This window comes from Pseudomarimonas arenosa, from assembly GCF_014841215.1.
GTDB classification, from domain to species: Bacteria; Pseudomonadota; Gammaproteobacteria; order Xanthomonadales; family Xanthomonadaceae; genus Pseudomarimonas; species Pseudomarimonas arenosa.
On record NZ_JACYTR010000010.1, the window covers coordinates 1 to 21,510 of the forward strand.

The window sequence follows — 21,510 nt, forward strand, 5'->3', positions numbered from 1 at the left end:
CACGTTGTCACCCGCCTGCCCCTGGTCCAGCAGCTTGCGGAACATTTCAACGCCGGTCACCGTGGTCTTGGTGGTCGGACGGATACCGACGATTTCGATTTCCTCGCCCACCTTGATCACGCCGCGCTCAACGCGACCGGTCACCACGGTGCCTCGACCCGAGATCGAAAACACGTCTTCGACCGGCATCAGGAACGCCTTGTCGATATCGCGCTGCGGCTCCGGAATGTAGCTGTCCAGCGCATCCACCAGCTGGATGATCGCCGGCACGCCGATTTCGCTCTGGTCACCTTCCAGCGCCTTCAGTGCCGAACCCTTGATGATCGGGGTATCGTCGCCCGGGAAGTCGTACTTGCTCAGCAGCTCACGCACTTCCATTTCGACCAGCTCGAGCAGCTCGGCGTCGTCGACCATGTCGGCCTTGTTCAGGAACACCACGATGTACGGCACGCCGACCTGACGGGCCAGCAGAATGTGCTCGCGGGTCTGCGGCATCGGGCCGTCTGCGGCCGAGCACACCAGGATCGCGCCGTCCATCTGCGCCGCACCGGTGATCATGTTCTTGACGTAGTCAGCATGGCCCGGGCAGTCCACGTGGGCGTAGTGCCGGTTCGGGCTCTCGTATTCAACGTGCGCGGTCGAAATGGTGATACCACGCGCCTTCTCTTCCGGCGCCGCATCAATCGCGTCGTACGCCTTGAACTCACCGCCGAAACGCTCTGCGCCAATCTTGGTCAGCGCCGCCGTCAAGGTGGTCTTGCCGTGGTCAACGTGACCGATCGTGCCCACGTTAACGTGCGGCTTGGTGCGCTCGAACTTTGCCTTGGCCATGATTAAACCTCAGTCTAAATTTCAATTAATTGGAAAGAATCAGGACTTCTTAACCACTTGCTCAGCGATATTCGCCGGCGCTTCCGCGTAGTGGTCGAACTCCATGGTGTAGGTCGCACGCCCCTGGGTGGCCGAGCGCAGCGAGGTGGCATAGCCAAACATTTCGCCGAGCGGGACCATCGCGTTGATGACCTTGCCAGACGGGCTGTCGTCAGAGCCCTGCAGCACGCCACGCCGACGGCTCAGATCACCCATCACGTCGCCCATGTAGTCTTCCGGGGTGACGACTTCAACCTTCATGATCGGCTCGAGCAGCACCGGGCTGGCCTTGCTCATCGCTTCCTTGAAAGCCATCGAACCGGCAATCTTGAACGCCATTTCGTTTGAGTCGACGTCATGGAACGAGCCATCAACGGCGCGCACCTTGATATCGACCACCGGGTAACCGGCGATAATGCCGGTACTCATCGCTTCCTGGATGCCCTTATCGGAGGCGGACACATATTCCTTCGGCACCACGCCACCGACGATGGCGCTTTCGAAGCTATAGCCCGCGCCGCGCTCTTGCGGCTCCATCTCAATCACGATGTGACCGTACTGACCACGACCACCCGACTGGCGCACGAACTTGCCTTCCTGCTTGACCATCTTGCGAATGGTCTCGCGATATGCAACCTGCGGCTTACCGACATTGGCCTCGACATTGAATTCGCGCTTCATGCGGTCAACCAGAATCTCGAGATGGAGTTCACCCATGCCCGAAATGATGGTCTGACCCGACTCTTCGTCGGTGCGCACACGGAAGGACGGATCTTCCTGGGCCAAACGACCCAGCGCGATACCCATCTTTTCCTGGTCCGACTTGGTCTTCGGCTCCACCGCCATCGAAATGACGGGGTCCGGGAAGATCATGCGTTCCAGGGTGATCACGTTGTCCAACGCACACAGCGTGTCGCCAGTCGTCACGTCTTTGAGACCCACCGCAGCGGCGATGTCACCCGCCAGCACTTCCTTGATCTCTTCGCGGTTGTTGGCGTGCATCTGCAAGATACGGCCAATGCGCTCTTTCTTGCCCTTGACCGGATTGAACACCTGGTCGCCAGCGCTCAGAGTGCCGGAATAAACACGGAAGAAGGTCAACGATCCCACAAACGGGTCAGTCATGATCTTGAACGCCAGGGCCGAGAACGGCTCCTTATCACCAACCTTGCGCTCAGCTTCCTTCTCGGACTCGTCGACACCCTTGACCGCCGGACGGTCAGCCGGTGATGGCAGATAGCTGACCACAGCGTCCAGCATGGCCTGCACGCCCTTGTTCTTGAACGCGGTGCCGCAGAACGCAGGAATCACCTCGCACCGCAGGGTACGTGCGCGGATGCCCGCAATCACTTCGTCTTCGCTCAGCTCGCCTTCTTCGAGGTACTTGTTCATCAAGTCCTCGTCAGCTTCCGCAGCCGCCTCGACCATGAATGACCGCGCGGTCTCGCACTCGTCTTTCAGGTTGGCCGGGATATCGGCGTAAGTGAAGGTATTACCCTGAGTGGACATATCCCACACGATGGCCTTCATCTTCAGCAGATCAACGACACCTTCGAAGTTGTCTTCGGCGCCGATAGGCACCTGCATCGGCACCGGATAGGCGCCCAGACGCGATTTCAACTGGCTGATCACCTTGTTGAAGTTGGCGCCGGTACGGTCCATTTTGTTGACGAAGGCCAAACGCGGAACGCTGTACTTGCTGGCCTGGCGCCACACGGTCTCCGACTGCGGCTGCACACCGCCGACGGCGCACAACACGAACACCGCACCGTCGAGCACGCGCAACGACCGCTCCACTTCGATGGTGAAGTCAACGTGGCCCGGGGTGTCGATGATGTTGAAACGATGGGTCGGCAAGGACTTGTCCATGCCCTGCCAGAAGCAAGTGGTCGCCGCGGAAGTGATGGTGATTCCGCGCTCCTGCTCCTGCTCCATCCAGTCCATGGTGGCTGCGCCATCATGCACCTCACCGATCTTGTGGTTCACACCGGTGTAGAAAAGGATACGTTCGGTGGTCGTCGTCTTGCCGGCATCAATGTGAGCCATGATGCCGAAGTTGCGATAACGCTCAATAGGGGTAGTACGTGCCACGAGCAGACCCTCCGATTACCAGCGGTAGTGAGCGAACGCTTTGTTCGCTTCCGCCATACGATGGGTTTCTTCACGCTTCTTGACGGCACCGCCGCGGCTCTCCGAGGCGTCCAGCAACTCGCCGGCCAACTTGCGCGGCATCGAGTTCTCGCTGCGCTTGCGAGCAGCATCGATCAGCCAACGCATGGCCAGGGCCTGCTTGCGCGACGGACGCACTTCGACAGGCACCTGGTAGGTGGCGCCACCGACGCGACGTGACTTCACTTCGACGGCCGGCGCGACATTGTCCAGCGCCTTCTGCACCAGGCTCAACGGATCATTGTTCTTCTGACCGATCACGTCCATAGCGCCATAGACAATGCTTTCGGCAACAGACTTCTTGCCATGAAGCATGACCATATTGACCAGGCGAGCGATCATCTCGCTGCTGTGCTTGGGATCGGGCAAAACTGAACGGGAACCGGGCGAACCTTTACGGGACATGATGCAGGCCTAATTTGAAAAGATCGGTAGAGAGTCGGCCGTCACAGCGGCCGCTGGCTTATCAGGACTTCGGACGCTTGGCGCCGTATTTCGAACGTCCCTGGCGACGCTTGGCAACACCAGCTGCGTCCAACGAGCCGCGAACGGTGTGATAACGCACACCCGGCAGATCCTTGACGCGACCGCCGCGAATCAGCACAACCGAGTGCTCTTGCAGGTTATGACCTTCGCCACCGATGTAGCTGATGACCTCAAACCCGTTGGTCAGGCGCACCTTGGCCACCTTGCGAAGCGCTGAATTGGGCTTCTTCGGGGTGGTGGTGTACACGCGAGTGCAAACGCCACGACGCTGCGGGCAGTTTGCCAGGGCCGGAGAGGCGCTCTTGTAGGTATTGGGCTGGCGGGGCTTCCGAACCAGCTGATTGATCGTCGCCATTGCTGTTTAGCCTTCACAGAAACGAAAGCAGGCCAAATCCGGCCTGCATAGACAGACAAGTATAAAGTGCTGGTCGCCTTTCGGTCAAGCCAGCACACCCGGGTTTTGTTGCATCGCTCTCGGGGCGAGCCCGAGAGCGTGTTCACTTACTCAGAGTCGGCGGTGGTAATCGGCGCCGCCAAAGACTCCAGCTCGGCCTCACTCAGGCCCGCAGCGCCGCGACGACGTGACTCGTGGTAGGCCAAGCCAGTACCGGCCGGAATAAGCCGCCCGACGATCACGTTCTCTTTCAGTCCACGCAAGGTGTCGCACGTGCCGCGTACTGCCGCTTCGGTCAGGACGCGAGTGGTCTCCTGGAAGGAAGCCGCCGAGATAAAGCTTTCGGTGGCCAGCGACGCCTTGGTGATGCCCAGCAGGACGGGGTCGGCCTTGGCCGGCAGTTCATCGCGCGAGTTGAGGCGCACATTTTCCTCGATCATCCGAATGCGCTCGACCTGCTCGCCGCGCAGGAAACGACTATCACCGGAATCGGTGATCTCCACCTTGCGCAACATCTGGCGAATGATCACCTCGATGTGTTTGTCGTTGATCTTCACGCCCTGCAGGCGATACACGTCCTGAATCTCCTTGACCAGATACGCGGCCAGCGGCTCGATTCCCAGGAGACGCAGGATGTCCTGCGGATTCGGCTCGCCATCAACGACGGTTTCGCCCTTCTCCACATGCTCGCCTTCAAACACGATGATCTGCCGGTACTTCGGAATCAGCTCTTCGTGCTCGCCGCCGTCCGAATCCTTGATGATCAGACGCTGCTTGCCCTTGGTGTCCTTACCGAAGCTCACTACACCGGAACGTTCAGCCAGGATGGCTGGGTCCTTCGGCTTGCGGGCCTCGAACAGATCCGCCACGCGCGGCAAACCACCGGTGATGTCACGCGTCTTCGAGGCTTCCTGTGGGATCTTGGCGACTACGTCGCCCACGCCGACCGGCGCACCATCCTGCAGGGTTACTACCGACTTCGGCGGCAGCAGGTACTGCGCGGGCAGATCGGTGCCCGGGATGTTCAGGTCGTTGCCGTCGCCATCAATGATACGGACGATCGGACGCAGATCCTTGCCGGCCGAACCACGGCGCTTCGGATCTGTGATTTCGACGCTGGCCAAACCGGTCAGTTCGTCAACCTTCTCGATCGCAGTGACACCCTCGACGAAGTCGACGAAGCGCACGAAACCGGCGACTTCCGACACGATCGGATGGTTATGCGGATCCCAGTTCGCCACGATCTGACCGGCCTTGATCTCGCCGCCATCGGGCACGCCGATGCTGGCGCCATAGGGCAGCTTGTAGCGCTCGCGTTCACGACCGTGGCCGTCCATGACCGAGATTTCGCCCGAACGGGAGACGGCAACGCGATGACCCGATGCATGCTCGACGGTCTTCAGGTTGTTGTACTTGATGGTACCCGAGGTGCGGACGGCGACGTTGTCAACTGCCGCCGCACGCGATGCCGCACCACCGATATGGAAGGTACGCATGGTCAGCTGGGTGCCCGGCTCACCGATCGACTGTGCAGCGATTACTCCCACTGCTTCGCCAATGTTGACCAGATGTCCTCGGGCCAAATCGCGACCGTAGCAGTGACCGCAGACGCCGAATGACGCTTCGCAGGTGATTGCCGAGCGCACATTGATCGACTGCACGCCCGCTTCTTCCAGCTTGGCCACCCACTTCTCGTCAAGTAGGGTGTTGCGGGTCACGATCGGGTCTTCGTCATCGCCCGGCAGGAACACGTCCTGCGCCACGACGCGACCCAGCACGCGCTCGCGCAGCGGCTCGACCACATCACCGCCTTCAACGATCGGGGTCATGGTCAGGCCATGCACGGTGCCGCAATCGACCTCGGTGACCACGACATCCTGAGCGACGTCGACCAAACGGCGGGTCAGGTAACCCGAGTTGGCAGTCTTCAGTGCGGTATCAGCCAGACCCTTACGTGCACCGTGGGTTGAGATGAAGTACTGCAGAACGTCGAGACCTTCTCGGAAGTTCGCCTTAATCGGCGTCTCGATGATCGAGCCATCCGGCTTGGCCATCAGGCCGCGCATACCAGCCAACTGACGGATCTGAGCTGCGCTACCTCGAGCACCCGAGTCGGCCATGATGTAGATCGAGTTCATCGACTTCTGATCGATGGTCTCGCCCTTGGCATTGCTGACCTTTTCGGTACCAATGCCTTCCATCATCGCCTTGGCCGTACGTTCATTGGTGCGCGACCAGATGTCGACGACTTTGTTGTAGCGTTCGCCAGCGGTGACCAGACCCGACTGATACTGCTCCTGGATCTCGTTAACCTCATGCTCGGCCTCGGCCAGAATGGTCTTCTTCTCATCCGGAATGACCATGTCGTCGATGCCGATCGATACACCCGCACGGGTGGCGTAGCGGAACCCGGTGTACATCAACTGGTCGGCAAAGATCACCGTGTCCTTCAGGCCCAGCTGGCGATAGCAAGCATTGATCAGGCGGCTGATCGCCTTCTTGGTCAGCTCGGTGTTGACCAGGTCAAAGCTCATACCCACCGGCACGATCTCGGCCAACAGCGCACGGCCGACCGTGGTCTCAACGATACGAGTCTGCATGGTGCGACTCTTGTCCTCGCCGATCACCACTTCCTTGATGCGCACCTTGACCTTAGCGTGCAGTTCCGCCATGCGGTTTTCGTAGGCGCGATGCACCTCGGCCACATTGGCGAACACCATGCCCTCGCCTTTCTTGTTTTCCAGTGCACGGGTCATGTAGTAGAGACCCAAGACCACGTCCTGGGTCGGCACGATGATCGGCTCACCGTTCGCCGGCGACAGGATGTTGTTCGAGCTCATCATCAGCGCACGCGCTTCGAGCTGGGCTTCCAGCGACAGCGGCACGTGGACGGCCATCTGGTCACCGTCGAAGTCGGCGTTGAACGCCGTACACACCAGCGGATGCAGCTGGATTGCCTTGCCTTCCACCAGCACTGGCTCGAACGCCTGGATACCGAGACGATGCAGGGTCGGCGCACGGTTCAGCAGCACCGGATGCTCGCGAATCACTTCTTCCAGGATGTCCCAGACTTCGGCCGACTCACGCTCAACCAGCTTCTTGGCCGCTTTGATGGTGGTGGCCAGGCCGCGACGCTGCAGCTTGGAGAAGATGAACGGCTTGAATAGCTCCAGCGCCATTTTCTTCGGCAGACCGCACTCGTGCAGGCGCAGGGTCGGGCCAACCACGATGACCGAACGACCGGAATAGTCAACGCGCTTGCCGAGCAGGTTCTGGCGGAAGCGGCCCTGCTTGCCCTTGATCATGTCGGCCAGCGACTTCAGCGGGCGCTTGTTGGTGCCAGTGATGGCGCGTCCGCGACGGCCATTGTCCATCAGCGCATCGACCGACTCCTGCAGCATGCGCTTTTCGTTGCGCACGATAATGTCTGGAGCCGACAGCTCGAGCAGACGCTTCAGACGGTTGTTGCGATTGATCACGCGGCGATACAGATCGTTAAGATCGGAGGTCGCGAAACGACCACCATCCAGCGGCACCAACGGACGCAGATCAGGCGGCAGCACCGGCAACACGGTCAACACCATGTACTCAGGGCGGTTACCCGACTCGATGAAAGCCTCAACCAGCTTGATGCGCTTGGAAAGGCGCTTCAGCTTGGTTTCGCTATTGGTGCTGGCAACCTCTTCCTTCAGGCGCACAAGTTCGGCATTGAGGTCGATGGTCTTCAGCAGCTCGTACACCGCCTCTGCACCCATGCGCGCATCGAACTCATCGCCATGCTCGCCGACCGCCTGCAGGTACTGCTCCTCGGTCAGCAACTGGCCGCGATCCAGTGTGGTCAAGCCGGGGTCGACCACAACATAGGCTTCAAAATACAGAATGCGCTCGATGTCGCGCAGCGTCATGTCGAGCATCAGACCGATACGCGATGGCAGCGACTTCAGGAACCAAATGTGCGCCACCGGCGAGGCCAGTTCGATATGTCCCATGCGCTCACGGCGTACCTTGGCCAGCGTGACTTCGGTGCCGCACTTCTCGCAGACCACGCCGCGGTGCTTCATGCGCTTGTACTTGCCGCACAGGCACTCATAGTCCTTGATCGGACCGAAGATGGCGGCACAGAAAAGGCCATCGCGCTCGGGCTTGAACGTACGATAGTTGATGGTTTCCGGCTTCTTCACTTCGCCGAACGACCAGGAGCGGATCAGATCGGGCGAGGCCAGCTCGATCTTGATCGCATCAAAGTCGAGCGGCGCGCGCTGCTGGTTGAACAGGTTGAGTAGGTCTTTCATTGCCTTCTCCGTGATTCGTGATTCGTGATTGGTGGTTCGTGATAAGCGTGGATCTGTGATTCGGATTCGAGGATTCACCAGGCCGGTGACTTCGAATCACGAATCACAAATCACCAATCACTTCTCTCAGTGTTCATCCAGCTCGATGTTGATACCGAGCGAGCGGATTTCCTTGACCAGTACATTGAACGACTCGGGCATGCCCGCGGCCATCTCGTGATTGCCATCGACAATGTTCTTGTACATCTGGTTACGACCCTGCACGTCGTCTGACTTCACCGTCAGCATTTCCTGCAAGGTGTAGGCCGCGCCGTAGGCTTCCAGCGCCCAAACTTCCATCTCACCGAAGCGCTGACCGCCGAACTGCGCCTTGCCGCCCAGCGGCTGCTGAGTAACCAGGGAGTACGGACCGGTCGAACGGGCGTGCATCTTGTCGTCAACCAGATGGTTCAGTTTCAGCATGTACATGTACCCGACGGTCACCGGGCGATCGAAAGACTCACCGGTGCGACCGTCAAACAGGATGGTCTGGCCGGATTCGGGCAAGCCTGCCAACCGCAACATGGTCTTGATTTCCGACTCGTGTGCACCGTCGAACACCGGCGTCGCCATCGGCACGCCGTTCGACAAGTTCTTGGCCAAGGCCACCACTTCTTGATCGGTCAAGGTATCGAGTTCGGCACGCGTGCGTCCCTCAACCGCCAAGTCATGGTTGTAAATCTGACCCAGGAACTCGCGCAGCTCGGCAATCTTGCGTTGCTCTTCCAGCATCTTCTGGATGCGCTCGCCCAGGCCCTTGGCTGCCCATCCCAGATGGGTCTCCAGCACCTGACCGATGTTCATACGCGAGGGCACGCCAAGCGGGTTGAGCACGATGTCCACGGGGCGACCGTCAGCCGCGAACGGCATGTCTTCGACCGGCTGGATCATCGAGATCACGCCCTTGTTGCCGTGACGGCCGGCCATCTTGTCACCCGGCTGTATTCGGCGCTTAACCGCCAGATACACCTTGACCATCTTCAGCACGCCGGGCGCCAGATCGTCACCCGCGGTGATCTTGGCCCGCTTGTCAGCAAATCGCTTCTCGAATTCCTTCTTGTGCGCTTCGATTTGCTTCTGCGCCTTCTCGATGAATTCGGCAGCGTCCTCGTCCTTCATGCGGATGGCGAACCAGTCATCCTTCTTCAGGCTGTTAAGGTACTCATCGTCGATCTCACTGCCCTTCTTCAGGCCAGCTGGACCACCGTTGGCCACCCGCCCACTCAGCTGGGTGCGCAGTCGCGCGTAGATGGCGCCTTCAAGGATGCGGAACTGATCGTCGAGATCCTTCTTGACCCGCTTGATCTCGGTTTCCTCGATCTGGCGCGCACGCTTGTCTTTCTCGATACCGTCGCGAGTAAACACCTGCACATCGATCACGGTGCCGTCCATTCCCGGCGGCACGCGCAACGAGCTGTCCTTCACGTCAGACGCCTTCTCACCGAAGATTGCGCGCAGCAGTTTCTCTTCCGGGGTCAGCTGGCTTTCGCCCTTCGGCGTCACCTTGCCGACCATAATGTCGCCAGCGCGAACTTCGGCACCGATGTACACAACACCAGACTCATCGAGACGACCCAGGGCCTGCTCGGACACGTTTGGAATGTCGGCAGTGATTTCTTCCGGCCCCAACTTGGTGTCACGCGCGACACAGGTCAGCTCTTCGATGTGAATCGTGGTGTAGCGGTCTTCCTGCACCACGCGCTCGGAAATCAGGATCGAGTCTTCGAAGTTGTAGCCGTTCCACGGCATGAAGGCGACCAGCATGTTCTGACCGAGCGCCAATTCACCGAGATCGGTCGACGGGCCGTCGGCCAACACATCGCCGCGCTCAACCCGGTCACCGACCTTCACCAGCGGACGCTGGTTGATGCAGGTGTTCTGGTTCGAACGGGTGTACTTGACCAGGTTGTAGATATCGACGCCGGCATCGTTGTCACCAACCTCGGCTTCGTTGACCCGCACCACGATGCGACCGGCATCCACCTGATCGATCACGCCACCGCGACGGGCATTGGCGGTCACGCCGGAATCACGCGCCACTTCACGCTCGATCCCGGTGCCGACCAGCGGGGTCTGGGCGCGCAGGGTCGGCACGGCCTGACGCTGCATGTTCGCGCCCATCAAGGCGCGGTTGGCGTCATCGTGCTCAATGAACGGAACCAAGGCGGCCGCCACCGATACGGTCTGCATCGGCGACACGTCCATGTACTGGATTTCGTTCGGAGCCATCAGCAGGGTTTCACCCTGGAAACGGCACGGAACGAAGGCCTCGATAAAGGCACCATCCTCGGTCATCGGCGCATTGGCCTGGGCCACCGCGTATTGACCTTCCTCGATGGCCGACAAGAAGTCGATTTGATCGGTGACCTTGCCATCGACCACGCGACGGTACGGCGTTTCGAGGAAGCCGTAACGGTTGGTTCGGGCATACACGGCCAGCGAATTGATCAGACCGATATTCGGGCCTTCTGGCGTTTCGATGGTACAGACGCGACCGTAGTGGGTGGCGTGTACGTCGCGCACTTCGAAGCCTGCGCGCTCGCGAGTCAGACCGCCTGGTCCCAGTGCCGAGACACGTCGCTTGTGAGTGACTTCCGACAGCGGGTTGTTTTGATCCATGAACTGGCTGAGCTGCGAGGAGCCAAAGAACTCTTTGATCGCGGCGGCCACCGGCTTGGCGTTGATCAACTCCTGCGGGGTCAAGCCTTCCGATTCGGCAAGCGACAGGCGTTCCTTAACAGCACGCTCCACGCGGACCAGGCCAACGCGGAAGGTGTTCTCGGCCATCTCACCGACCGAACGCACGCGACGGTTACCCAGGTGATCGATGTCATCGACCGTACCCTTGCCGTTTCGAATTTCGATCAACACCTTCAGCACCGACAGGATGTCTTCATTGTCCAGCACACCCGCGCCTTCGACTTCGGTACGACCGACGCGGCGATTGAACTTCATCCGACCGACGCCGGACAGGTCATAGCGTTCGGCAGTGAAGAACAGGTTCTGGAACAAGTTCTGCGCTGCTTCCTTGGTCGGCGGCTCGCCCGGGCGCATCATGCGGTAGATCTCAACCAGTGCTTCCAGCGGCGAACGGGTCGGATCGATACGCAGAGTGTTCGAGATGTAGGCGCCGCGATCCAGATCGTTCACCCACAGGGTGCCGACACTCGCCACACCGGCCTTGCGGAACTTCGCCAGATGCTCGTCGGTGACTTCGTCATTCGCTTCGGCCAGCAACTCGCCGCTTTCGGCGTCCACCACGTCGTGGGCGAGGATGCGCGTGACCAGGTAGTCGTCAGGCACTTCCAGCGCCGAAATACCGGCCTGCTCCAACTGCTTGACGTGGCGCGCGGTGATGCGCTTGCCGGCCTCGACCAGGATCTTGCCGCCGACGGCCAGATCGAAGTTGAGGGTTTCGCCGCGCAGCCGCTCAGCCACCAGTTCCATCTCCACGCCCTCGGGCAGGATGTGGAAGGTGTTGATCTCGTAGAACTCCTGCAGCATCTGCTCATTGGTGAAGCCAAGGGCGCGCAACAGGATCGACACCGGCAGCTTGCGCCGACGATCGATACGAGTGAACAGGCAATCCTTCGGATCGAACTCGAAGTCGAGCCAGGAGCCACGGTAGGGAATGATGCGGGCGCTGTACAGCAGCTTGCCCGAGCTGTGCGTCTTGCCGCGGTCGTGATCAAAGAACACGCCAGGCGAACGGTGCAGCTGCGACACGATGACACGCTCGGTGCCATTGACGATGAAGGTGCCGTTGTCGGTCATGAGCGGCAATTCGCCCATGTAGACTTCCTGCTCCTTGACGTACTTGATCGCCTTGTTCGAGGCCGGGCTTTCCCGATCGTAAATGACCAGACGCACGGTGACGCGCAGCGGAGCACCAAAGGTCAGGCCGCGATTGCGACACTCGCGTTCGTCGAACGGCGGTTCGCCGAGCTTGTAGCTCACATACTCCAGTGCCGCATTGCCCGAGTAGCTGACAATCGGGAACACCGATTTCAGCGCGCCGTGCAGGCCGCTGTCCGCGCGTGTTTCAGGTGGGATCTCGAGCTGCAGGAAATCCCGATAGGAATCTACCTGAATCGCCAGCAAGAAAGGCACTTCCAGAATCGAAGGGCGCTTGCTGAAGTCCTTGCGGATGCGCTTCTTTTCGGTGAAGGAGTAGGTCATGGTCGGCGTACCACCCTTTGTTGGGAGGGGAAACAACCCCTCGAATTTCGAAAGCTTTGCCCTGATGGGCTTGATTCCTGATTCGTCATTGCTGTCTCGTAGCAGCGCTACGAATCACCAATCACGAATCACCAATCACTGCGTGTGCAACAGGCAAAGCCCGGGGGCTTTCGCCCCCAGGCTTTGCGGTTGCGCCATCAATGCAGCGGATGACGCAATGGTCCTGCTTACTTGACCTCGACGGTCGCACCAGCCGCTTCAAGGTCCTTCTTCATCTTGGCTGCGTCGTCCTTGCTGACGCCTTCCTTGACGATACCGGTGGCTTCCACCAGGTCCTTGGCTTCCTTCAGGCCCAGCCCGGTGATGCCGCGGACGGCCTTGATGACTTCAACCTTCTTCTCGCCGGCGGCCTTCAGGACGACGGTGAACTCGGTCTGCTCTTCAACCGGAGCGGCAGCAGCGCCGCCAGCGGCAGCGACCATGACCGGAGCGGCGGCGGTGACGCCAAACTTCTCTTCGATGGCCTTGACCAGCTCCATCACTTCCATCAGGGTCTTGCCGGCGACGGCGTCGACGATCTGTTCGTTGGTAAGGGACATTGCTATTACCTCTGGAAATATTGGTTAGTAAATAAGTTGCCTAAGGGCGTAACGATCAGGCTGTTTCGGCTGCAGCTTCGGCAGCGACTTCGCCACCACCTTGCTGATCGGCCACCGCCTTGATGACCCGAGCGAACATGCTTGCCGGCTCTGCCAGCACGCGTGCCAGCATCGACAGCGCCTCTTCGCGGGTCGGCAGCGAAGCCAGCTTGTCCAGGTCGGAACCCGGCATCAGCTTGCCTCCCATCGACACGACCTTGGCCTGCAGCTTGTCGTTGGTCTTGGCGAAATCCTTGATCAAGCGCCCGGCAGCGCCGGGTTCTTCAGTCGAAAACGCGTACAGCAACGGACCGACCAGGGCGTCTTTGACGCACTCGAATTCGGTGCCGTTGACAGCGCGCGAGGCCAAGGTGTTCTTGACAACGCGCAAGTACACGCCGGACTCGCGAGCCTTCTTGCGCATCGCGGTCATTTGTTCGACCGTGGTGCCCGCGTATTCGGCTGCGACCAAGGAGTGAGCCTTCGCAGCGACTTCTGCCAGCTGGGCGACAACTTCTTGCTTTTGGGACAGATTGAGAGCCATTGCACTCCTCCTAGTGAACTCCGCTTACGGCTCCTGCCGCTTGCGGTCCTCGGCAGCGTCGATCCCTGACGCTGGGGATGCATGCATCCCGGTGGTGGCCTATCCAGAACATTTCCAGAAGGGGCACCATCTACGCAGGCCGGATTCCCGATTACCCCATCACGCCCGAACTGCTGCATCCATTCGGGTTGCCGCGCTTTCCTGGCGCCGGCGTGGCGGGACCTGCGGTCTTTGACGGTTCCCGCCCGGCGCAAGCCCAGCGGGTACCCTCAAATACGAACGAAGCGAAGCTTCGTGAAATTACAGCGACAGCGAGCTCTGATCGACGGCGATGCCGAGACCCATGGTCGACGACAGCGACACCTTCTGCAGGTAAATGCCCTTGGCGGTGGCCGGCTTGGCCTTGACCAGGTCAGCCAGCAGAGCGTGCAGATTCGATTTCAGCGCGTCGAGATCGAAATTGGCCTTGCCAATCGTGCAGTGAATAATGCCGGCCTTATCGGTGCGGTAGCGCACCTGTCCTGCCTTGGCGTTACGCACGGCTTCGGCCGGGTTCGGGCTAACGGTGCCGACTTTCGGATTCGGCATCAGGCCACGCGGACCCAGCACCTGACCCAGCTTACCCACCACGCGCATCGCGTCTGGGGTGGCAATCACCACACCGTAGTTCAGATCACCGGCTTGCATCTTCTCAGCCAGATCGTCCATGCCGACCGCGTCGGCACCAGCGGCCAACGCTTCATCAGCCTTGGCGCCCGGCGGACAGAATACGGCCACACGTACGGTCTTGCCGGTGCCGGCCGGCAGCACGGTGGAGCCACGCACCTGCTGATCGGACTTACGCGCATCGACGCCGAGACGAACGGCGACGTCGATCGACTCGACAAACTTGGTCTTGCTGTTGTTTTTCAACAGGTTCAGCGCTTCGTCCAGCGGATAGGTCTTACCCGGCTGCACCAGACCCTGCATTGCTTTGAGACGCTTGGAGATCTTTGCCATGTCTTAACCCTCCACCACCAGGCCCATGCTGCGTGCGCTACCGGCAATGGTGCGCACCGCGGCATCCAAGGAGGCGGCCGTCAGATCGGCCTCCTTCGCCTTGGCGATATCTTCCAGTTGCTTGCGGGTCACCTTGCCCACCTTGTCGGTGTTCGGACGCTTCGAGCCCGACGCAATACCAGCGGCCTTCTTCAGCAGCACTGAAGCGGGCGTGCTCTTGGTAACGAAGGTGAAACTGCGATCGGAGTACGCGGTGATGATGACCGGCGTCGGCAGACCCGGCTCAAGCTTCTGCGTCGCGGCATTGAACGCCTTGCAGAACTCCATGATGTTCAGACCGCGCTGACCCAGAGCCGGACCGACCGGCGGGCTGGGGTTGGCCTGACCGGCCTTTACCTGCAGCTTGATGTAACCAACTACTTTCTTTGCCATGGTTTATCTCCTCGGGTTCCAGCGCCTAGCAATCTTGCGACTGGGTCGGCTCCCCGTTGGGTTGCTATCTCGTGATTGGTGATTGGTGATTGGTGATTGGCTGGCACGAGGCGCTGCGAATCACAAATCACAAATCACGAATCACGCCCTTCGTCAGGCCTTTTCCACCTGACCAAAATCCAGCTCGACCGGAGTCGAGCGACCGAAGATCAACACTGCGACGCGCAGCTTGCTCTTCTCGTAATTGACCTCTTCCACGGTGCCGTTGAAGTCGTTGAACGGGCCCTCAACGACGCGCACCAGTTCACCCGGCTCGAACAGTACTTTCGGACGCGGCTTGTCGACGCCTTCCTGCACACGGGCAAGAATCGCATCGGCTTCGCTGTCACGAATCGGCAACGGGCGATCGGCGGTCCCGCCAATGAAGCCCATCACCTTGGGCGTTTCCTTTACCAGATGCCAGGATTCGTCGTCGATTCGCGGTGCACCCTGGTCGGTATGGGTTTCGATCTGCACCAACACGTAGCCGGGAAAGAACTTGCGCTCGGACTTACGCTTCTGACCACCACGCATCTCCACGACTTCTTCGGTCGGAACCAGAACGTCGCCAAACTTTTCCGTCATGTCGGCGCGTGCAATGCGGTCGATCAAGGCGCGCTTGACCTGCTGCTCGAAGCCCGAATAGGCGTGTACAACGTACCAATGCTTAGCCATATCGGATCTCCTTATCCACCCAGCAGCCAGTTCACCAAGCCGTAAACGATCCAGTCGATCAAGCCGAGAATCAGGCTGATAATTACCACCACGACCAGGATCACGCCGGTGCCACGCACGGTTTCCTGCTTGGTCGGCCACACCACCTTGCGCAGTTCGAAGCGCGACTCGGAGAGAAATTCGAGCGCCAATCGGCCACGCGCGGTGAACGCAAACACTGCGCCAGCGATTGCCAACGAGGCGGCGATCATCAGGCCGCGCAGGGCACTGGGCCAGTCGGCAAACCAATAGAAGCCCACGACGCCCGCCACCACCACCAGGACGGCAAGCAAGTACTTCACCCCATCGAGCGATGAGGACGGGTTGGATTGTTCGACTTTCGCGTTCATCCGTATCCGGCAGTTAGGGCCACGTCAGTCCTTCACGGAACTGGTGGCACGCCAGGAGGGACTCGAACCCCCAACCTGCGGTTTTGGAGACCGCTGCTCTGCCAATTGAGCTACTGGCGTACGATTTCATCAAACGCACGAAAGCGGACCGTGTGGCCCGCCTCGTGTTCGACCGTCACCTTGAAGGCTTAGGTCGGATTATTCGAAGATCTTGGCGACCACGCCGGCGCCGACAGTGCGGCCACCTTCGCGAATCGCAAAACGCAGACCTTCATCCATCGCGATCGGGGCGATCAGGGTCACCACCATCTTGATGTTGTCACCCGGCATCACCATTTCCACGCCTTCCGGCAGCTCGCAAGCGCCAGTCACGTCAGTGGTGCGGAAGTAGAACTGCGGACGGTAGCCCTTGAAGAACGGGGTATGACGACCACCCTCTTCCTTCGACAGCACATACACTTCCGCTTCGAACTTGGTGTGCGGGGTGATCGAGCCCGGCTTGGCCAACACCTGACCACGCTCCACGTCATCACGCTTGGTGCCGCGCAGCAGCAGACCCACGTTGTCACCCGCCTGCCCCTGGTCCAGCAGCTTGCGGAACATTTCAACGCCGGTCACCGTGGTCTTGGTGGTCGGACGGATACCGACGATTTCGATTTCCTCGCCCACCTTGATCACGCCACGCTCAACGCGACCGGTCACCACGGTGCCTCGACCCGAGATCGAAAACACGTCTTCGACCGGCATCAGGAACGCCTTGTCGATATCGCGCTGCGGCTCCGGAATGTAGCTGTCCAGCGCATCCACCAGCTGGATGATCGCCGGCACGCCGATTTCGCTCTGGTCACCTTCCAGCGCCTTCAGTGCCGAACCCTTGATGATCGGGGTATCGTCGCCCGGGAAGTCGTACTTGCTCAGCAGCTCACGCACTTCCATTTCGACCAGCTCGAGCAGCTCGGCGTCGTCGACCATGTCGGCCTTGTTGAGGAACACCACGATGTACGGCACGCCGACCTGACGGGCCAGCAGAATGTGCTCGCGGGTCTGCGGCATCGGACCGTCTGCGGCCGAGCACACCAGGATCGCGCCGTCCATCTGCGCCGCACCGGTGATCATGTTCTTGACGTAGTCAGCATGGCCCGGGCAGTCCACGTGGGCGTAGTGCCGGTTCGGGCTCTCGTATTCAACGTGCGCGGTCGAAATGGTGATACCACGCGCCTTCTCTTCCGGCGCCGCATCAATCGCGTCGTACGCCTTGAACTCACCGCCGAAACGCTCTGCGCCAATCTTGGTCAGCGCCGCCGTCAAGGTGGTCTTGCCGTGGTCAACGTGACCGATCGTGCCCACGTTAACGTGCGGCTTGGTGCGCTCGAACTTTGCCTTGGCCATTGCCTAAACCCTCGGTGATTTCAAGGTTGAGATTGAAGATGGTGCTCATGACTGGAATCGAACCAGCGACCTCTTCCTTACCAAGGAAGTGCTCTACCGACTGAGCTACATGAGCGAATTTTGTACCGTTACTTCCAGACCAAGCCGTTCAATGGAGCGGGAGACGGGAATCGAACCCGCACAATCAGCTTGGAAGGCTGAGGTTCTACCATTGAACTACTCCCGCCCGAAGGCGTTCGATCTGGTGGAGGGAGGTGGATTCGAACCACCGAAGGCGTAAGCCAGCAGATTTACAGTCTGCCCCCGTTGGCCGCTTGGGTATCCCTCCGCAACAGAGCCGCTTATTCTTATACGGCTCCTCGACCTTGTCAATTGATTTTGTGCACTTGATTCTTCGAATCAGACGTTGAAGCGGAAATGCAGAACGTCACCCTCCTGCACCTGGTACTCCTTACCCTCAAGCCGCAGCCGCCCCGCCTCCCGACAGCCTGATTCGCCGTTGTGTTTGATGAAGTCGGCGAACGACATGGTCTCGGCGCGAATAAAGCCGCGCTCGAAATCGGTGTGAATCACGCCTGCCGCTTGAGGCGCGGTGGAGCCGCGCTTGACGGTCCAGGCCCGAACCTCTTTCACACCGGCGGTGAAATAGGTCTGTAAACCGAGCAACTCGTAAGCTGCCCGAATGACCCGGTTCAACCCCGGCTCACTCAGGCCGAGATCTTCGAGAAAGGCCATCTGGTCGCCCTCGTCCAGCTGGGAGAGCTCTTCTTCAATGGCGGCACACACCGGCACCACTTCAGCCCCCTCCTCTGCGGCTCGCTGCCGAACACGATCGAGGTGCGGGTTGTCGACGAAGCCATCCTCTCGCACGTTGGCGACGTACATCAGCGGCTTCAGGGTGAGGAGAAACAGATCGCGCACCAGAGCGCGCTCCTCTGGCTCCATGGCAACCGAGCGGGCGGACTTGCCCTGATCCAAGGCCGCGCGCAGGCGCGACAGGACTTCACGCTTGGCCATCGCCTCCTTATCACCTGCCTTGGCTGCCTTTTCGGCGCGCACCAACGCCTTCTCCACTGACTCAAGGTCAGCCAGGGCGAGCTCGGTGTCGATGGTTTCGATATCGGCAATCGGATCAATCTTGCCGGCAACGTGAACGATGTCAGAGTGCTCGAAACAGCGCACCACATGGGCAATGGCGTCCACTTCGCGAATATGCGCCAGGAACTTGTTCCCCAGGCCCTCGCCCTTCGAAGCCCCCGCCACCAAGCCGGCGATGTCGACAAATTCCACCGAGGTCGGGATGACCTTCTGCGGCTTGACGATGCTGGACAACTGCTGCAGCCGCGGATCGGGCACCGGCACAACACCGACATTGGGGTCGATGGTGCAAAACGGGAAATTGGCGGCTGCGATGCCGGCCTTGGTGAGCGCGTTGAACAGGGTCGATTTGCCGACATTTGGCAAGCCGACGATGCCGCATTTGATGCCCATGGTGACTCCGTGTTTCCTAGTGGATGCAAGTGACTCGCTGTGCTGCGATCACACTGCAGGTGTCGGCGGCGTGTGCAGCCGCTTCATTGCCTCATTTAGCTGATCGTTCAGCACCAGGGGCAGGACATCGACCGCGCGATCCAGCGCTCGACGGATTTCGATTTCATCCGCCTGACCCGGCCTGCCCAGCACCCAACCGGTGACCTTGTCCTTGTGCCCGGGGTGACCAATGCCGATGCGGAGGCGGTGGAACTTACCGTGTCCGAGATGCGCGAATAGATCGCGCAGCCCATTCTGGCCGCCGTGCCCACCATCGAACTTGAGGCGAATGGTGCCGACCGGCAAATCGAGATCATCGTGCGCCACCAGCATCTCAGCCGGATCGATCTTCCAATAGCGCAGGGCAGCCGAGATCGACTGTCCACTACGGTTCATGTAGGTCGCCGGCTTGAGCACGCGCAGATCATGGCCCCGCCATTGAATGCGCGCCGTCTCACCATGCAGCTTGGCTTCGACGCCAAATCTGGCCGCACCGAGGTCAGCCATCAAATCGGCGAACCAGAACCCGACGTTGTGCCGGTGATCGGCGTAGTCGCGACCGGGATTGCCGAGTCCGACAATCAGTTTCAGTTGGCTCATCGACGATCCCGAAGAAACAAACGGCGGCCTCAGCCGCCGTTTGTTTCAGGCGATTACTTGTCTTCGCCCTCGCCTTCGGTCTCAGCCGAAGACTCTTCTTCCACTCGGCCGTGACGCGCAATAACCACAGCAACGTCATGCTCCTTGCCCAGCTTCAATTCGGTGATCGAGACGCCGGCCGGCAGCTTGATCTCCGACAGATGAACGGTGTCACCCTGCTTCAGAGCAGACAGATCGACCTCGATGTACTCCGGCAGATCCTTCGGCAAGCAGCTGATTTCGACTTCGTTCAATTCGTGGGTAATGACCACATCGGACGACTTACCCGCCGGCGACTTCTCCTGATTCAGGAAGTGCAGCGGCACGCTGACGCGAATCGCCTCGTCAGCCGAAATGCGCTGAAAATCCAGGTGCATGATCTGCTGCTTGAACGGATGACGCTGCATGTCGCGCAGAATGACCTTCTGCGTTTCGTTGCCCATATCGAGATCAATGATCGCCGAGTAGAACCATTCACTGTTCGACGCGTGGTAGATCGCGTGATGCTCGAACTGGATGCTCAGGGGATCCTGGTGGCCACCGTAGACGATAGCCGGCACCTGACCCGCACGACGCAGGCGGCGGCTCGCACCCTTCCCCTCGTCCTTGCGCAGGCTAGCCTTGATGATGTGTTGAGTTGCCATGATGTTGCCTTCTTAACTACAGAACCCGCCTCGCGGCGGAAAATCCTCACCCGCGACCAGGTGAGGGTTGGAAGCCGTGATTGGTCATTGGTGATTCGTGATTAGCAAGAGCAAGCGAGGCACGCCGTGCTCTTTCGAATCACCAATCACAATTCACCAATCACAGCCCTTAATCCACGTACAACGAGCTGACCGATTCGCCAAAGGCGATCCGGCGAATCGTTTCCGCCAGCAGCTCAGCGACGCTCAGCTGGCGGATCTTGCTGCAGCGACGCGCTTCGTCGCTGAGCGGAATGGTGTCGGTGACCACCAGTTCGTCGAGCTGCGACCCGGAAATGTTGCTGATCGCTGGCCCAGACAGCACCGGATGGGTGCAGTAAGCGACCACTTTGCGGGCGCCATGTTCCTTCAGCGCCGCGGCCGCTGCACACAAGGTTCCAGCGGTGTCGACGATATCATCGACCAGCACGCAGTCCTTGCCGGAAACGTCGCCGATGATATTCATCACGGTGGCGACATTGGCGCGTGGACGGCGCTTGTCGATGATGGCGAGCTCGGCATCGTCCAATCGCTTGGCAATTGCTCGAGCGCGCACCACGCCACCGACGTCGGGGCTGACCACGATCAGGTTGTCGGTGCCGATGGAACGCCAGATGTCAGCCAGCAACAGCGGCGAGGCATAGACATTGTCGACCGGGCAGTCGAAAAAGCCCTGAATCTGGTCGGCGTGAACATCGACCGTAAGCACCCGGTCGGTGGACACGGCGGTAAACATCTTGGCCGCGACCTTGGCCGTGATCGGCACTCGCGCCGAACGCGGACGACGATCCTGCCTGGCATAACCAAAGTACGGCACCACGGCGGTGACGCTGGCCGCCGACGCCCGCTTCAGCGCGTCAATCAGCACCAGCAACTCCATCATGTTTTCAGCGCTCGGTGCGCAGGTCGGCTGCACAACGAAGACTTCCTGCCGACGCACGTTCTCTTCGATTTCGACCTGCACTTCGCCATCGGAAAAGCGACCCACCAGGGCTTTGCCCGGTCGAATCCCCAACTCGCGACAGACGGCATGCGCCAGTGGCTTGTTGGCATTACCGGAGAAAACCAACAATCCGTCGGTGTTCATGGTCATGATTGTCCCAGCCTCAGCGCTCGAAGAATTC

Annotated in this window: 17 protein-coding genes and 4 tRNA genes; all 21 read right to left on the minus strand. The window is 60.0% G+C overall.

Annotation, left to right across the window (positions count from 1 at the left end):
- A partial coding sequence (locus IFO71_RS07110; RefSeq protein ID WP_192028862.1) for an elongation factor Tu occupies positions 1 to 831 on the minus strand: 831 nt, incomplete at its 3' end.
- A 39-nt stretch (positions 832 to 870) separates the two neighbouring features.
- A complete protein-coding gene (gene fusA / locus IFO71_RS07115; RefSeq protein ID WP_192028863.1) occupies positions 871 to 2,961 on the minus strand; it encodes an elongation factor G in 2,091 nt (696 codons plus the stop codon).
- A 15-nt stretch (positions 2,962 to 2,976) separates the two neighbouring features.
- Entirely contained in the window at positions 2,977 to 3,444 is a 468-nt protein-coding gene (gene rpsG / locus IFO71_RS07120) for a 30S ribosomal protein S7 (RefSeq protein WP_192028864.1), read from the minus strand.
- A 61-nt stretch (positions 3,445 to 3,505) separates the two neighbouring features.
- Positions 3,506 to 3,880, minus strand: a complete 375-nt coding sequence (gene rpsL, locus IFO71_RS07125; protein ID WP_192028865.1) for a 30S ribosomal protein S12 — start codon at positions 3,878 to 3,880, stop codon at positions 3,506 to 3,508.
- 146 nt (positions 3,881 to 4,026) lie between these two features.
- Positions 4,027 to 8,211, minus strand: coding sequence for a DNA-directed RNA polymerase subunit beta' (gene rpoC, locus IFO71_RS07130; protein ID WP_192028866.1), 4,185 nt, complete (start codon positions 8,209 to 8,211; stop codon positions 4,027 to 4,029).
- A 126-nt stretch (positions 8,212 to 8,337) separates the two neighbouring features.
- Positions 8,338 to 12,429, minus strand: a complete 4,092-nt coding sequence (gene rpoB / locus IFO71_RS07135) for a DNA-directed RNA polymerase subunit beta (protein WP_192028867.1) — start codon at positions 12,427 to 12,429, stop codon at positions 8,338 to 8,340.
- A 227-nt stretch (positions 12,430 to 12,656) separates the two neighbouring features.
- A complete protein-coding gene (rplL, locus tag IFO71_RS07140; protein WP_192028868.1) occupies positions 12,657 to 13,028 on the minus strand; it encodes a 50S ribosomal protein L7/L12 in 372 nt (123 codons plus the stop codon).
- A 55-nt stretch (positions 13,029 to 13,083) separates the two neighbouring features.
- Positions 13,084 to 13,611 carry a 50S ribosomal protein L10 gene (gene rplJ / locus IFO71_RS07145; protein WP_192028869.1) on the minus strand — a complete coding sequence of 176 codons (528 nt, stop codon included), beginning with the start codon at positions 13,609 to 13,611 and terminating at the stop codon, positions 13,084 to 13,086.
- Between the two features lie 300 nt (positions 13,612 to 13,911).
- Positions 13,912 to 14,610 carry a 50S ribosomal protein L1 gene (gene rplA / locus IFO71_RS07150; RefSeq protein ID WP_192028870.1) on the minus strand — a complete coding sequence of 233 codons (699 nt, stop codon included), beginning with the start codon at positions 14,608 to 14,610 and terminating at the stop codon, positions 13,912 to 13,914.
- Between the two features lie 3 nt (positions 14,611 to 14,613).
- The gene (gene rplK, locus IFO71_RS07155) at positions 14,614 to 15,042 is read right to left on the minus strand and encodes a 50S ribosomal protein L11 (RefSeq protein ID WP_192028871.1); all 429 of its coding nucleotides are present in this window, start codon (positions 15,040 to 15,042) and stop codon (positions 14,614 to 14,616) included.
- Positions 15,043 to 15,195: 153 nt separating this feature from the next.
- Positions 15,196 to 15,756: a transcription termination/antitermination protein NusG gene (gene nusG, locus IFO71_RS07160; protein WP_192028872.1), complete on the minus strand. Its 561-nt coding sequence runs from the start codon at positions 15,754 to 15,756 to the stop codon at positions 15,196 to 15,198.
- An 11-nt stretch (positions 15,757 to 15,767) separates the two neighbouring features.
- The gene (gene secE / locus IFO71_RS07165) at positions 15,768 to 16,145 is read right to left on the minus strand and encodes a preprotein translocase subunit SecE (protein ID WP_192028873.1); all 378 of its coding nucleotides are present in this window, start codon (positions 16,143 to 16,145) and stop codon (positions 15,768 to 15,770) included.
- 44 nt (positions 16,146 to 16,189) lie between these two features.
- A tRNA-Trp gene (locus tag IFO71_RS07170) sits at positions 16,190 to 16,265 on the minus strand.
- 78 nt (positions 16,266 to 16,343) lie between these two features.
- Positions 16,344 to 17,534 carry an elongation factor Tu gene (tuf, locus tag IFO71_RS07175; RefSeq protein ID WP_192028874.1) on the minus strand — a complete coding sequence of 397 codons (1,191 nt, stop codon included), beginning with the start codon at positions 17,532 to 17,534 and terminating at the stop codon, positions 16,344 to 16,346.
- Between the two features lie 39 nt (positions 17,535 to 17,573).
- A tRNA-Thr gene (locus IFO71_RS07180) sits at positions 17,574 to 17,649 on the minus strand.
- A 37-nt stretch (positions 17,650 to 17,686) separates the two neighbouring features.
- Positions 17,687 to 17,760: transfer RNA gene (locus tag IFO71_RS07185), tRNA-Gly, on the minus strand.
- 16 nt (positions 17,761 to 17,776) lie between these two features.
- Positions 17,777 to 17,862: transfer RNA gene (locus tag IFO71_RS07190), tRNA-Tyr, on the minus strand.
- A 71-nt stretch (positions 17,863 to 17,933) separates the two neighbouring features.
- Positions 17,934 to 19,025 carry a redox-regulated ATPase YchF gene (ychF, locus tag IFO71_RS07195; protein ID WP_192028875.1) on the minus strand — a complete coding sequence of 364 codons (1,092 nt, stop codon included), beginning with the start codon at positions 19,023 to 19,025 and terminating at the stop codon, positions 17,934 to 17,936.
- 48 nt (positions 19,026 to 19,073) lie between these two features.
- Positions 19,074 to 19,664, minus strand: a complete 591-nt coding sequence (gene pth / locus IFO71_RS07200) for an aminoacyl-tRNA hydrolase (RefSeq protein WP_192028876.1) — start codon at positions 19,662 to 19,664, stop codon at positions 19,074 to 19,076.
- Positions 19,665 to 19,717: 53 nt separating this feature from the next.
- A complete protein-coding gene (locus IFO71_RS07205; RefSeq protein WP_192028877.1) occupies positions 19,718 to 20,347 on the minus strand; it encodes a 50S ribosomal protein L25/general stress protein Ctc in 630 nt (209 codons plus the stop codon).
- A 169-nt stretch (positions 20,348 to 20,516) separates the two neighbouring features.
- On the minus strand, positions 20,517 to 21,473 hold the full coding sequence (locus tag IFO71_RS07210) for a ribose-phosphate diphosphokinase (RefSeq protein ID WP_192028977.1): 957 nt from the start codon (positions 21,471 to 21,473) through the stop codon (positions 20,517 to 20,519).
- Between the last annotated feature and the right edge of the window lie 37 nt (positions 21,474 to 21,510).